This is a genomic window from Dysgonomonas sp. PF1-14, assembly GCF_029892965.1.
In the GTDB taxonomy this organism is placed as follows: domain Bacteria; phylum Bacteroidota; class Bacteroidia; order Bacteroidales; family Dysgonomonadaceae; genus Dysgonomonas.
The window spans coordinates 149,118-164,371 of the sequence record NZ_JARXWN010000009.1; the positions used below are offsets into that span (position 1 = coordinate 149,118).

10 protein-coding genes and 1 pseudogene are annotated in these 15,254 nt (G+C 40.2%); 5 read left to right on the plus strand and 6 right to left on the minus strand.

Annotation, left to right across the window (positions count from 1 at the left end; genetic code table 11):
* Window positions 1-33: 33 nt before the first annotated feature.
* Window positions 34-1,203: a terminase large subunit gene (locus tag M2448_RS12330; protein WP_280646189.1), complete on the minus strand. Its 1,170-nt coding sequence runs from the start codon at window positions 1,201-1,203 to the stop codon at window positions 34-36.
* 282 nt (window positions 1,204-1,485) lie between these two features.
* Here M2448_RS12330 and mutA point away from each other — a divergent pair, with 282 nt between their 5' ends.
* From mutA to M2448_RS12350, 4 genes are all read left to right on the plus strand, one after another.
* A complete protein-coding gene (gene mutA / locus M2448_RS12335; protein ID WP_280646188.1) occupies window positions 1,486-3,372 on the plus strand; it encodes a methylmalonyl-CoA mutase small subunit in 1,887 nt (628 codons plus the stop codon).
* 84 nt (window positions 3,373-3,456) lie between these two features.
* Window positions 3,457-5,604 carry a methylmalonyl-CoA mutase gene (gene scpA / locus M2448_RS12340; RefSeq protein WP_280646187.1) on the plus strand — a complete coding sequence of 716 codons (2,148 nt, stop codon included), beginning with the start codon at window positions 3,457-3,459 and terminating at the stop codon, window positions 5,602-5,604.
* 137 nt (window positions 5,605-5,741) lie between these two features.
* Window positions 5,742-6,590 carry a hypothetical protein gene (locus tag M2448_RS12345; RefSeq protein WP_280646186.1) on the plus strand — a complete coding sequence of 283 codons (849 nt, stop codon included), beginning with the start codon at window positions 5,742-5,744 and terminating at the stop codon, window positions 6,588-6,590.
* 477 nt (window positions 6,591-7,067) lie between these two features.
* Window positions 7,068-7,496, plus strand: a complete 429-nt coding sequence (locus M2448_RS12350; RefSeq protein ID WP_280646185.1) for a DUF2147 domain-containing protein — start codon at window positions 7,068-7,070, stop codon at window positions 7,494-7,496.
* A 233-nt stretch (window positions 7,497-7,729) separates the two neighbouring features.
* Here M2448_RS12350 and M2448_RS12355 read toward each other — a convergent pair whose 3' ends face one another.
* Both M2448_RS12355 and M2448_RS12360 read right to left on the minus strand, forming a co-directional pair.
* Window positions 7,730-10,042, minus strand: a complete 2,313-nt coding sequence (locus M2448_RS12355) for a glycoside hydrolase family 3 N-terminal domain-containing protein (protein WP_280646184.1) — start codon at window positions 10,040-10,042, stop codon at window positions 7,730-7,732.
* 155 nt (window positions 10,043-10,197) lie between these two features.
* Window positions 10,198-10,834: pseudogene (locus tag M2448_RS12360) on the minus strand (AraC family transcriptional regulator).
* Between the two features lie 400 nt (window positions 10,835-11,234).
* Between M2448_RS12360 and M2448_RS12365 the strand changes: the two are divergent.
* Window positions 11,235-11,630, plus strand: a complete 396-nt coding sequence (locus tag M2448_RS12365) for a hypothetical protein (protein WP_280646183.1) — start codon at window positions 11,235-11,237, stop codon at window positions 11,628-11,630.
* A 72-nt stretch (window positions 11,631-11,702) separates the two neighbouring features.
* Here the strand turns inward: M2448_RS12365 and M2448_RS12370 are convergent, their stop codons facing one another.
* From M2448_RS12370 to M2448_RS12380, 3 genes are read right to left on the minus strand one after another with little or no spacing between them, the layout of a single operon-like run.
* On the minus strand, window positions 11,703-12,809 hold the full coding sequence (locus tag M2448_RS12370; RefSeq protein ID WP_280646182.1) for a glycosyltransferase family 1 protein: 1,107 nt from the start codon (window positions 12,807-12,809) through the stop codon (window positions 11,703-11,705).
* 10 nt (window positions 12,810-12,819) lie between these two features.
* Window positions 12,820-13,575, minus strand: coding sequence for a lipopolysaccharide kinase InaA family protein (locus M2448_RS12375; RefSeq protein ID WP_280646181.1), 756 nt, complete (start codon window positions 13,573-13,575; stop codon window positions 12,820-12,822).
* A 1-nt stretch (window position 13,576) separates the two neighbouring features.
* The gene (locus tag M2448_RS12380; protein ID WP_280646180.1) at window positions 13,577-15,157 is read right to left on the minus strand and encodes a peptide chain release factor 3; all 1,581 of its coding nucleotides are present in this window, start codon (window positions 15,155-15,157) and stop codon (window positions 13,577-13,579) included.
* Window positions 15,158-15,254 lie beyond the last annotated feature (97 nt).

A 15,254-nucleotide genomic window follows, 5' to 3' on the forward strand; every position in this document is an offset into this window, starting at 1 on the left:
CATACAGATAAAGTTTTCCGAATCCGATAACAACTATTTACCTTTAATTACCGAATAATTCAATTCCCCGTTATTCTCCATCAGCTTATTCAGACACACATAGCGCTGAGCATCAATAGAATGATTGTACCGATCTATCGGTGTATTCGTCGCATTCCCGAATTCATCCGTTTTCCACCGGTAGTTGCGATATTCATTGATAATATTCGTGCTGCCTTTCGTTATATGCTTTTTGTACCTGTTCAGTATCGATATTCCCGTAGTGATGCTATCCTTCCCTTTTTCGGCAGGCTCTACCTTCCAGCCTTTCGATGCTATTTCCCTGATACTCTTCGGCTCGGCGCTATCGGCTACCACAGGCGTATCGCGTGGAATATCCAGTTCTTCGAGTACCGAAGCAATCATCATATTATCGTACCCCTTTTCGTATAGTAATTCATCTATCCACAGTTCGCCATCCGACAGGCGGATATCTACAATAGCTGTAGGATCGTTCGTGAAGCCGAAATCCATACCCAGCCACCGTTTTTTATACGTATCGGGCATCTTTTCCACAATATCCCAGTTACGCATTACTCCTCCCTGACGCGTTCCGGTAAGCCCTTCCCCATACACCTGCCACCACTCGGCATCGTTGCGGTTCGACTCTATTTCTTTTATCTGAGCTGACGATAAATACTGGTTGTCCTTGTATGTAGAATGTATGAGCTCTACCTCAGGCTGAGTTAACACCCTTTCATCGAGCCAGAATTCAAAGCATGGATTACAATCCAGAAAAATAGTCTCCGTAGTACGGATTGCCAACTGCCTGTATATTTCATAATCTATATTTATACATTCGTTTATATACAATATATTACGTGAAGGCCCATGTACTTTAGATGGGTTATCTGCCGAAAAGAACTCTATCATCGATCCCTTTATCATATAAATTTTATCAGTAGCATTCCAGTTTTTTTCATCCCAGCTATTCATCTGTTGCAGGATTTCCTTAAAATCGCGGATACATCCCTTTTTCAGATGCGGAAGAGACTCGGACACGATAGAAATAGTCTTGGGCGAAGAAGCCTTATCGGCAAGCGTAAATAATAACTGCAACACACTGTAGGTCTTAGAAGACCGGGTAGAACCTTTATTTACAATATAGCGTACCCCATTGTTATAAGCATCCATATTTCTCGAAAACACACTCGTTATATTCATGTTTTTCCTTTATAGATAAAATCCTTTGTATTTCTTCAACATTTTCCATCTAAAAAATACATAACCGTAATTATTCACAATTATCAGCCTTTTAATAAGAAATTTTAGGTGCTAAAACTTTACCAAGCAAACAAAATACTGTACTTTTGTGTTGCATTTTTAAAAGCGGTAACTATTTGAGTGTAAACACTTATAAATATATTTTAACAAGCATAAATTTGCTTTATATTAATCGATTATAGATCAACAGAATAACCTATATATAAACAATTTAATTTAATCATGGCTAATCAGAAAGAAAAGCTTTTCTCAGACTTCCCTGCGGTTTCTACCGAAGAGTGGATGGCAAAGATCACGGCTGACCTTAAAGGCGCCGATTTTGAGAAAAAACTTGTTTGGAGAACAAACGAGGGGTTCAATGTAAACCCTTTTTACAGGAGTGAAAACCTAGAAGGCCTGAAAACGACCGATTCGCTTCCCGGAGAATTCCCTTACATTCGTGGCACAAAAAAAGACAATGAGTGGTACACTCGTCAAGACATTTGTGTAAAGGATTTTAAGGCAGCAAATGCTAAAGCTCTCGATGTGTTGCACAAAGGAGTGAACTCTCTTGGTTTTAATATCGACGGAGATGATGTTAACGTAGAAAACATCAAAACACTGTTGAAGGATATTCACCCGGAAGCAGTAGAACTCAATTTCAGCACATGCTACCGTAAATCTTTAGAGCTGACCAAGATACTGGTTGAATACATTAAAGGTTTAGGCGTAGATGTGATGAATTGCTATGGCTCGGTAAACTACGATCCGTTCAAACCGCTTTTGAAAAAAGGGCGTGATGCAGAAGGATGGGTAGAAAAAGCTGCTGAAATAGTAAAAGCTGCTGCACCACTTCCTCGTTTTCGTGTATTGGCTGTTAATGCACATGCATTGAACGATGGTGGTTCATACATTTTCCAGGAACTGGGCTATGCTCTGGCTAACGGAAATCAAATATTGAGCGCACTTGTTGAAACAGGTTTAGATGCCACACTGGTAGCCAAGAAAATTAAATTTAACTTCGGTATCGGCGGAAACTATTTTATGGAGATCGCCAAATTCCGTGCGGCACGCTGGTTATGGGCTGAAATAGTAGAAGCTTACAAACCAATTTGCCCGAACGAATGTCCTAACAAGACACAGGAAGGCCTTTGTCGCTGTGCGGCTAAAATATATGCTCATGCACAGACATCTACATTCAACAAAACAATCTACGATGCACATGTAAACTTGCTTCGCACACAAACAGAAGCCATGTCTGCCACTATCGCAGGCGTTAATTCACTTACTGTGCGTCCGTTTGACGAAACATATAAAACATCGGATGACTTCTCTGAGCGTATCGCTCGCAACCAACAGTTGCTATTGAAAGAAGAATGTCACTTCGATAAGATCACAGACCCATCTTCAGGTTCATATTATATTGAAAACCTTACTAAGTCTATCGCTGAACAAGCATGGAAATTATTCCTCGAAACAGACGAAAAAGGTTTCTACGAAGCATTGAAAGCCGGAACAGTACAGACAGCCGTTAAAACATCTGCGGACAACCGCTTCAAAGCACTGGCTACCCGCCGCGAAGTTCTGCTGGGAACCAACCAATTCCCTAACTTCACCGAAAAAGCTGAAAGCAAAATCGTTGAAAGAGAAGCTTGCGGATGTGGATGTGGAAAAGATGCTCCTTACATGCCTCTTCCTACCGACCGTTTGGGAACTGCATTCGAAGAAATGCGTCTGGCTACCGAGAAACATGGCGCTCCTACAGTATTCATGCTTACAATCGGTAATCTGGGTATGCGTCTGGCTCGTGCTCAGTTCTCAAGTAACTTCTTTGCTTGTGCTGGTTACAAGGTAATTGACAACTTAGGATTTGAAACTGTAGAAGAAGGTGTAAAAGCTGCATTCGACAAGAAAGCAGATATCATCGTTCTTTGTTCGAGCGATGACGAATATGCTACTTATGCACCAGAAGCACACAAACTGATACAAGGTAAAGCTCACTTTGTAGTAGCTGGTGCTCCTGCATCTATGGACGAACTGAAAGCTCAGGGAATAGAACACTTCGTGAATGTGAAGAGCAATGTTCTTGAAACGTTGAGGATGTTCAATGCCAAATTAGGAATCAATTAATTTTAGTTTCAGAGCTTGCAAGTGTACTAGTTTACTAGTAAAAACTAGAACTCTTGAACTCTAGAACTCTTTAAATAAAAAAACATGAAACCAAATTTTAAAGATATAGACATTAACAAAGCAGGTTTTGCAGCAACAAATGCGGCAAAATGGGCTGCTGATAATGGCATCGAGGCTAATTGGACTACTCCTGAGTTAATTCCTGTGAAGCCTGTATACACAAAAGAAGACCTTGAAGGCATGGAGCACCTTAACTATGCTTCAGGTATTCCTCCGTTCCTTCGCGGACCATACTCAGGTATGTACGCTATGCGCCCTTGGACAATCCGCCAGTATGCAGGATTCTCTACTGCTGCCGAATCGAATGCATTCTATCGCCGTAATCTTGCTTCGGGACAGAAAGGTCTTTCCGTTGCATTCGACCTTGCCACACACCGTGGATACGATGCCGACCACCCTCGCGTAGTGGGTGACGTAGGTAAAGCAGGGGTTTCGATCTGTTCGGTAGAGGACATGAAAGTATTGTTCGAAGGGATTCCATTGAATCAGATGTCAGTTTCGATGACAATGAACGGTGCTGTGCTTCCTATACTTGCGTTCTACATCAATGCAGGACTTGAGCAGGGTGCTAAACTGGAAGAAATGGCGGGAACAATCCAAAATGATATCCTGAAAGAATTCATGGTGCGTAATACTTATATCTATCCGCCAGAATTCTCAATGAAGATCATCGCTGATATCTTCGAATACACATCACAGAAGATGCCTAAATTCAACTCTATCTCTATCTCGGGTTACCACATGCAGGAAGCCGGAGCGACAGCAGATATCGAGTTGGCTTACACCCTTGCCGATGGTATGGAATATCTGAAAGCAGGTATCGACGCAGGTATCGATGTAGATGCTTTTGCACCTCGCCTGTCGTTCTTCTGGGCTATCGGTATGAACCACTTTATGGAGATCGCTAAAATGCGTGCCGGACGCTTGCTGTGGGCGAAGATCGTAAAAAGCTTCGGAGCTAAGAACCCTAAATCGCTTGCACTTCGTACTCACTCCCAAACATCAGGTTGGTCGTTGACTGAGCAAGATCCTTTCAACAATGTTGGCCGTACTTGTATCGAAGCAATGGCTTCTGCATTAGGACACACTCAATCACTGCATACAAATGCTTTGGATGAGGCTATCGCATTGCCTACCGACTTCTCTGCCCGTATAGCACGTAACACACAGATATACATTCAGGAAGAAACTTATATTACTAAGGAAATTGATCCTTGGGCAGGCTCTTACTATGTGGAAACACTGACTAACGAACTTGTTCACAAAGCATGGGAACATATTCAGGAGATACAGAAATTGGGCGGCATGGCTAAAGCCATCGAGACCGGTCTTCCTAAAATGCGTATCGAAGAAGCTGCTGCACGTACTCAGGCTAAAATCGACTCAGGAACTCAGACCATCATTGGTGTTAATAAATACCGCCTAGAGAAAGAAGACCCTATCGACATTCTTGATGTGGACAATACTGAAGTTCGCCGTCAGCAGATCGAGCGTCTGAACGACCTGAAAGCTAAACGTGACAATGAAGCTGTGAAGAAAGCACTTGCTGCTATCACAGAATGTGTTAAGACTAAAAAAGGCAACCTGCTGGAGCTTGCTGTTGAGGCAGCTCGTCTTCGTGCTACATTAGGAGAAATCTCTGATGCCTGCGAAGAAGTAGTAGGACGTTATAAAGCAATAATCAGAACAATTTCAGGCGTGTATTCATCAGAAACTAAGAAAGACCCTACATTCCAGAAAGCGCAGGAGCTTGTGGAACAGTTTGCGAAGAAAGAAGGTCGTCAGCCTCGTATCATGGTCGCCAAAATGGGTCAGGACGGACACGACCGTGGAGCAAAAGTAGTGGCAACCGGTTATGCCGACTGCGGATTCGACGTAGATATGGGACCATTGTTCCAGACTCCGGAAGAAGCTGCCCGTCAGGCTGTAGAAAACGATGTGAACGTACTGGGAGTATCTTCTCTTGCCGCAGGACACAAAACACTTGTGCCGCAGGTAATAGCAGAGTTGAAAAAACTTGGTCGCGAAGACATCGTGGTAATTGCCGGAGGTGTAATCCCAGCTCAGGACTATGACTTCCTGTACAAAGCGGGTGTTGCAGCTATCTTTGGCCCGGGTACTTCAGTGACTAAGGCTGCTGTGCAGATAATGGAAATATTGTTGGCTGAGTAATTTTAGTTGATTATTTAGATAAAAGAAACTCCTGCTTGTAATAGGCAGGAGTTTCTTGTTTTAAAGTTCCGAATTGGAAGATTGATTTATACAACATTTTCATTTATCTTTAGACGGAAACTGACAAACTAAATGCTATGAGAAAAATTATCATTTTCTTTCTATCTGCATTACTAGCATGCTCTTGTAATAGTAAACAAAATAAAACTACGGAAAAAGCAATATCTGATACCATCCCGACTGGTGCGATACCATTTATATATAATTACAAAATGATTGTATTGAATGGTATATACCAAGACTCTATTCCGATGAATCTTATATTCGATACCGGCTGGGTTGGATTAACTGTATCAGATAGCTTAAGAACTAAAAATGAAAAAGGAAATATGTTTTCCAAGAAGCTGAAAATAGAAAATTTGGAATATATATGGGACAATGCATCCTATCTGGAGGATAACAAAATGAAATCTAAAGGATTTAACAAAATGGGAGCATGTGGTGCTTTTGACTGGAAAATATTTGAAGGTAAATTATTAGAAATATCATACCGCTATAAATATATTAAAGTATTAGAGAATACTGAAAACCTGTACGATTACGATTCTATCAAAATGGAGAAAAAAGATGATAACAGGCTTGGTTTGCCTGTTACCGTTCATGTACAGGGGAAAAAAATAACAGAATATGTTTTATTAGATACCGGTCTTAACGATAGAATACATTTTAATGATAACATTACGCAAAAATATAATATTTTAAATAAAACCGGCAAAGAGGGGAGTTGGGGATATCCAGTCGAGTGTGATACAATAAAATTAGGCAAGTACTATTTGGCAGAAGAAGACCAACTTGTTGGTTTTCAGAAAAAAGGAGGAGGAAGGAGAATGCCTTTTAATGGTATCATAGGTAACCGTTTATTAGAGAAATTCTCGATTGTACTGGATTTGAAAAATTATTACCTATACTTGAGACCTATCGAATAAAAAGAGTCTTTGAGCTTTATGGTGAACCGACCTAACATAAAATACATGAAGATAGATATAGTTTTAATACAGTTTATTATTATGTTGAGGGTAAAGATCGCCCAGAGTGGGCTTTATCAGTTTCTTATGAGAAAGATACACACAAAGTAAGTAGCATTGATGTAGAAAGTGCTGCAGCCGCTCTTTTAAAACAAAAGAAAATTAAAGACACAATCTATATAAATAAACATGCCGATGAAATAAGGAAAATATTTGGTCCGAAAGAATATGGTCATGTCAACCAGCTACAATATGAAGAAGATGGCTTTGAAGTTGTATTCTATTGTTACGATTTTCGTGATTATAAATGTTCTAATTATATAATATATTGGTAGAATTAACATTATAGATTCATTTTTAATAGTTTCTATTAAAACTATCTCTATATTTTTCACTACTTTCGCTCCCTGATTTTTTAATATCTAAAAACTAAAAGGGATGAAATTGAAACTTATATTAATTACAGGCTTATTGATCAGTGCTTTATCGGCAAATGCACAAAGTGTGACGGGCAAATGGAAAACTGTAGATGATGAAACAAAAGAAGCGAAGTCGATAGTAGAAATTACCGAGCGAAACGGAAAGATATACGGCAAGGTAGTTGAAATCCTTAATCCTGCAAAGAAAGCGATAAAATGCAATAACTGCTCGGGCGGTGATAAAGACAAACCTGTACTCGGGCTTGAAATATTGAAAGGATTGAGTAAAGACGGAAAAGAATACAATGGCGGAAAAATCCTTGACCCCTCTAACGGTAAACAATACAAATGTACTGTAAGCTTTGATGGCGACGATAAGCTCAAAGTGAGAGGCTATGTAGGCATTTCAGCTTTCGGAAGGACTCAGGTGTGGACACGTGTCAAATAACCGGAAAATCTAAAAGACTAGTGGGGAAGCATACCAAACTTCCCCACTAGATAACAATCGTAGCCAATAATATTCACCGGGATTGCGTTCAATGAAATGAGCCTCATCTCTTGTCTCCCATGGTGAGTATGCATAGAGCAGGTTATGCACATCGAACAGGATTACGAATCCCTTCCATTCCGGAGGTTGGTTCTTTCCGGAATGGCAAAGTATTCAGTTTATGGTTGTTTCTGTTATTTTACAGTAAACGGTATCTTATTCTTGGTATCGGCAGATGAGGAACCAATCTGGAAAACAAAATCGCCCGCTTCTACTACTCGTTCGTTTTTCAGGTTAATGAACGACAGGTCATCCAAACTCAATGTAAAGGAAACGGTTTTGGTCTCTCCTGCTTTCAGTTCTACCTTTTCAAAGCGACGGAGTCTTTTAACATCGGGAACCAGTGATGCAAACAGGTCACTCGAATAGAGTTGTACAGCTTCTTTACCGTCTCTGCTGCCTGTATTAGTCACATCTACTGAAATAACGATATCCTCTTTCGATCCTAAAGCCAGCTCCGATTTGTTTATCTTCGGATTGGAGTATGCAAATGTAGTATAGCTAATGCCGTATCCGAACGGATATTCGTAATTATAGTCTCCTTCATAGTTGTATGCACCTTCGCTCTTTTCCTGCTCTTCGGCATACTTGTGGAAGTAAGGAACCAGTGAGTTAGGATAAGCAGGATATGTGTATGGAAGTTTACCCGATGGGTTTACATCTCCGATCAGAACGTCGGCTAGTGCATCTGCTCCATAGATTCCCGGCAGATAAGTCTGTACGATAGCATCTACTTTAGACGAGAATTTGGAGATCACACGCGGACGTCCTTCGCTCAGTACAAGTATAACTTTTTTACCCGATTCCAGCATTTCCTGAGCCAGCTCTGTTTGCAGGTCATTCAGATAAAGATCGTCTAAGTCCCCCGGCTTTTCACAATAAGAATTCTCCCCCAGACACATTACTATATAATCTGCATCTTTAGCCGCTGCAACAGCTTCATCAAAGCGGTCTTTGTATTCGGTTGCATACTCCGTCACATTCTTATAGCTTACACCCGGAACGTAAGTGATGTTTTCCTTGCCGAATCTCGACTGTATGGCAGTCAAAAGGTTATGATAGTTATCTGCAAACTCATCTATCTTTTCACCTTGCCATGAGAACGTCCATCCTCCGTTCAGAGAACGTTTGCTTACGGCATTGGGTCCTGTCACTAATATTTTTGCACCCTTCTTCAATGGTAACAGATTACCTTCGTTCTTCAACAGGGTAATACCATCCGCTGCTGCATCATAAGAAGCTTGCTGATAAGCTTTAGAATTAAATTCAGGATAGTCTTTGCTATATGTATTCGGCACTTCGAACAGGTTCAGTCTCAATTTCAGAGCAATAACTCGAGTGGCAGCATCGTCGATACGCGACATCGGAACAGCGCCCTCATTTACCAGTTCTGTCAACAGGTTGCAAAACTCTTTATAGTTGATAGGTATCATCGACATGTCTATACCGGCATTTATACCTTCCTTAATAGCCTCTTTTACAGATGACACCATTTTATCACGGGTGTACAGCTTATTGATGTCTTCCCAATCGGTAACGATCATTCCTTTAAAGCCCATTTTCTCTCTGAGCAGAGTGGTCAGTAGTTCGTAACTTGCATGTACAGGCACATTATTGACAATACCTGAGTTGATCATTACAGTATGCACCCCTGCATCCACAGCAGCTTGAAATGCAGGAACATGATATTCAAGCAATACATTTTCGGGAATATATGCAGGCGTACGATCTTTTCCACTGATAGGTGCAGAATAGCCTAAAAAGTGTTTCATACAGGCAGCAACCTTTGTAGGATTACCCACATTGTTATCGTCTCCTTCAAAACCTTTGATCAATTCGCGACCAAATACAGCTCCAATATACGGGTCTTCACCAAAACCTTCGTACTGACGGGGGAAACGCGGATCAATTCCTAAATCGAGTACAGGAGAGAAATTCCAAGGCACATTACTCGCTCTGGTTTCATAAGCGGTGATTTCTCCCATCTTACGGGCGTGAACCGGATTCCACGATGCGGCAACATTTATCTCCTGAGGGAACATCGTTGAACCGGCTGTATAAGTAGCCCCATGTATCTGGTCGAGACCATAAATTACAGGAACTTTCATACGTGTTTCTTTCATTGCCACTTCCTGTATTTGTCCTACAATTTTAGTCCACCACTCGGGTGTACGTGCCCGCGTATTGGGAGCATTAAGTATAGAACCTACATGATAATCGACAATAGCTTCGCGCAGTTTTGCCTCATCTATCTGAAGTGTACTTGCAGAAGGCCTATCAGCACCTTTACAAACGACATCTATACTAATCTGAGACATCTGACCGATTTTTTCGGCAAGTGTCATTTTAGACACGATCTCTGCTGCTTTTTTATCTACATTGTCCTGAGCATGTAAGCCAGATACAAGTCCTAAAGTTGTTGCTATTATCACTAGCGTTTTTTTCATAATTTTCTATTTACAAGTTTTGCATATTTTGAATATGCAAATATAGCTAATTTATCGTATGTTAAAAACGCTCTATTATCTCCATACACATACGTCTGTTATGATAAGGGCATTTCCAGAATCCGGCCTTATCATCTTTATGGTGGACACTCCTATCAGGGAAACCAACCTTTCTTCTTTTTGAAGATACGATTGAAATTTGACAGGTTATTAAATCCACATATCAGGCTTATTTCGGCCACACTGTGGGTAGTATCAACCAACATACGGGTTGCATGCCCTAATCGTATACATCCAATGAGTCTATAAAATTACGTCCCGTACGTTGTTTTATGAAACGGCTGAATGCTACATCGGTCATCCCGACCAAATTGGCAACATCAGTCAGCCTCACTTCCTTATTATAATTTTCGAGCACAAAGTTGTACGTTGTACGCCCGTTCTATCCGCCGGCTATCAAAGTTTTGTTCATGGGAATTGAACGACCGGCTCGACAACTCACGCATGGGAGACAATGACAAATCGTACAGAATACCCAATAGTTTCAACACCGAATGTGCTCCCTCAGCTTCGGAAGCAAGAGAATACAGGCGGTCTTTTATTTTTATTTTCTATATTTTCGATACTATCCCCTACTACGCGCTTGGCTACGGCTCCGTTCTCAATAAAATTCAGTTCGTATTCGGCATGAACATAGATCGGAAACGTAAATTGCTTTTTGATTCTGGAAAATATCATAAAGCAATCTTGTTGTGAAAGAGGGGTTACCTTTCTTAATATAGAATCTTTCATATGATGAATATATAGTCTGTTACAACAATGATTACATTATAAATGTATAAACTTTCTTTTTTATAAATAGAAAAAATTAATATATTTAACGGTTCAAAGTTATAGATAAATTTATAAGAAAAACTTTATAAAACACATATTATAACAAAAGCTTACAATAGCTAAAAAAAGCTAACAACAATATCCGATCCGTTATTTTTTTACTATATTAGAGTTGAGTATCATTCATTCACGAAAGAAAAAAAGTACTTTACAACAACATGAGAGTAGAAATCTGAAATATTAAATCAGGTAAAATACATAACATTTATACATATATTATTTACCTTTGACCGATTTTCAATCAACGAAATATCGCACAAAACAAATAGAGAATTAAACACTTAATACAGAAAGTTTTATGAAAAAATTATTTATTAGTCTGGTTATGCTGGCAGCAATAGCTATGACCGCTTCTACACAAGCACAAGACATCGTTATCAGTGAAAGAACAGCTGCAAAAATTGAAAGCATAAAAGCTAAAGCAGCTAAGGAAGCCGCCGATGCGGACAATAAGATGCAAAATGAAATTGAAAAAGCTAAAAAGAAAGTAGAAGAAGACACGAAAAAATCTGCTGAAAAAGCTAAGCAAAAAATGGAAGAAGACACCAGAAAAGGTGCTGAAAAAGCCCGTCGAGACGGAGATAAGGCTATTGCTAAAGCAAAAGAGAAAGCCGAGAAAGCAAAAATAAAAGCTCAGGAAAAGGCTGATAAAGAAATTGCTAAAGTAAGAGCACAGGAATCTATAAACTTCTAATTTACTGAATACTTGCTTATTTAACAATGTAATAAAAGCCTATCGGATCCGATAGGCTTTTATTTATTATCATCACGTTAATAGTTCTTCATATACTGTCATTAACGAACGTGTACACTTATCATCTGAAAATTGCTTAACGTATTCAAATCCTTTTTCGACCATATGCCGACCTATTTCAGCATCTGACAGTAAGCGGTTTATCTGAAAGACTAACTCGTTTTCGTTTGCAGGATCAATATACACGGAATCGGGGCCGCCGGACTCTTCCAGACAGGAGCCTGTAGCTCCAATTACGGGAACTCCCGAGTTTAATGCTTCGATGATAGGAATACCAAAACCTTCGTACAATGATGGGTATATAAATATACGCGCCATCTGTAATATAGCCGGAAGGTCGGTCAGCGGCACTTTACTGATCAAATGTACGCGATCGGACAAGCCATTTTCGACTGCATACTGAATCACTTTATCCGCATATTCTTTTCTTTTACCAATAGCTACAAAATGAATATCGGGAACTTGTTTCAGAGCCTTTACTATCAGCAGGATATTTTTTCGCTCCTCTATACTGCCCAAAGACAGGAGATAATTTTCGGGAAGATCATATTTGCGCTTTACCTCTTCTTTCTTCATAGCAGTAGCCCGCTCTTTGAATACAGGGAAACAGCCCTGATATACAACTTCTATCTTGGACGGATCTATGTGGTAATGCTCTACGATATCTCTCTTGGTACACTCGCTCACTGCTATAATTTTGTCGGCAACTCTGCAGGCATATTTTGCTTTCGTATTGTATATCATCCTGTCTACCATCGAGTAAAACTCCGGGTATTTGAGAAAAATCAGGTCATGTATAGTCACAATACTTTTTACTCCCGAATGATTAATTCTGAAAGGCAGTTCGTTGCTCAGCCCGTGATATAAATCAATATGCTCTTTCTTTATATCTTTCACTATTCCCATAGTTCGCCAAAATGGCTTATGAGTATTTTTCAGAGAATATATATCTTCGCTCTGGCTGTTATCCATATCCGTGCCTTCAGGCAACTTCGGAATAAACAGTTTATATATATTGTCCGGATAATACGTCATCAGATTAGATATTACAAATCGGCTGTAATTACCTAATCCCGTAAAATTAGACACGGCTCGTTTCGCATCAAAACCAATTCTCATAGAACTTTTTTTATCCGTGATAAGGCGTCGCCCCGGGATATTGTTTAGTAAAACTGTCCCAAAATTTCTTCCGATATTCAAATGTCCTTTCCAAGCAGGTTGCTTCATCAAATTTTCTGGCTTGGGCATATTCTTTTACGATGAAGCTTATCATTTCATCACTTCCCCACAAACGTCTGAAATTGAAACAAGCTGCATCGAGACTTATCGGCTTGTCAAATTTCATTCTATTCAGGTCTACCAGATAAAATATATACTGGTCACCATTTTTCTTATATAATATATTTCCGGAGGAATAGTCTAAGTGAAGGATTTGCTTTTCATGCAGGGAAGCGGTGTACAGAGCAAACTGACGCAAAAAATCTTCACGTCCTGCCAAAGTACCATATTGCAATTCCCTCATCATACCATCAAATTCTTCATGTATAGATATGTACAAACTATATTTAAGCAAATAATATTGCTTCAGTTCCATATAAGCCACCGGATCGGGCGTATGAAAACCTCGCTCTTTTATTATATAGGCATATCGGTAAGAACGCTCGGCTTTCGATTTACGAAATGTAGCATACATTACCTGATTGATCCACAATGGTTTCTTAAATGATTTTACATTCAGTTTCAAACCATCTATATCAAATATCTTTATCAGATTTCTGCCTGAATAGACGACCTCTCCCGATTGCAGGAAAGACAATGGAAGTCTTTCTATAAACTTCCTGAGCCCTCCGTACTCCTCATTTATAACTACTTTTATTTTAGTCATTTTAAAATTCGGATGTAAAGTGGAACTTAATATCTTTAAAATCCTGCTGTGCCATCATCAATACGTAATTCGAATCGGCCAGGAACACATCCCTGCCCTCTTTGTCCAGAGCCATATACTGAGCTTTTCGCTTCTTGAAGTCGGCAAGTTGTTGTGCGTTGTCACTTTCTATCCAACAGGCCTTATACAAGTTGATGGTTTCCCACCGGCATTGTGCTCCGTACTCGTGTAACAGACGATACTGAATAACCTCGAACTGAAGCTGACCGACCGTACCGATGATCTTACGCCCGTTGAACTGATTGGTAAACAACTGGGCTACACCTTCATCCATCAATTGGTCAATACCTTTCTGCAACTGCTTGGCCTTCATCGGATCGGCATTCTCTATATACTTGAACATCTCAGGAGAGAAACTAGGCAACCCTTTGAAGTGCAAATCCTCACCAGAGGTAAGTGTATCTCCTATCTTAAAATTTCCGGTATCGGGCAAACCAACAATATCTCCTGCATAAGCTTCATCTACTGTTTCTTTCTTCTGTGCCATAAATGCCGTAGGAGATGAAAATTTCATAGCCCTGTTGAGGCGCATATGTTTATAGTTGACATTCCGCTCAAATTTACCGGAGCATATTTTTACAAAGGCGATACACGAACGGTGATTAGGATCCATATTGGCGTGTATCTTGAATATAAAGCCTGTAAATGCCGATTCCTCCGGATCGACAACGCGCTCTACCGCTTCTATCGGACGAGGCGACGGCGCTATCTGCACAAAGCAGTCGAGTAACTCCTTCACTCCGAAATTATTCAAAGCTGAACCGAAAAATACGGGAGCTATCTGCCCTTTCAGATATACATCCAAATCCAAATCGGGATATACCCCTTCTATCAGCTCGATATCTTCCCTTAGTTTAGCAGCAAGTTTGTCCCCGATATGCTTTTCCAGATCGGGATGATTTATATCCTTAAATCCGATAGACTCGGTTACCGTCTGCTTACTGGGAGTGTACAGATCGAGTTTTTCCTGAAAAATATTGTACACGCCTCGGAAACGTTGTCCGCTATCTATCGGCCAACTCAATGGCCTTACATTTATTTGCAGCTCCTCTTCGAGTTCGTCCAACAAATCGAACGGGTCTTTTCCATCCCTGTCCATCTTATTGACGAATATCATTACCGGAGTATGTCTCATACGGCAAACCTCCATCAGTTTGCGCGTCTGGGCTTCTACACCTTTAGCCGAATCGACTACGATAATAACACTGTCGACAGCCGTAAGAGTCCGATATGTATCTTCAGCAAAATCCTGGTGTCCGGGTGTATCCAGTATATTTATCTTGTAGCCGTCGTACTCGAATCCCATAACAGAGGTCGCAACAGATATTCCACGTTGTTTCTCTATCTCCATCCAGTCCGATGTGGCTGTCTTTTTTATTTTATTCGACTTTACAGCTCCAGCTACATGGATTGCTCCCCCAAATAATAACAATTTTTCGGTCAGGGTTGTTTTCCCTGCATCGGGATGGCTGATGATGGCAAATGTACGCCTCTTATGTATCTCTTGTTCCAGTTCGTTCATTGATTACTTTCTTATGAGTTGCAAAAGTAGTAAAAAAAGCGAAAAGTACCTGCCCGAAACTGTCGCATACTTAGGTATCTCAATAAATAAGATGTTT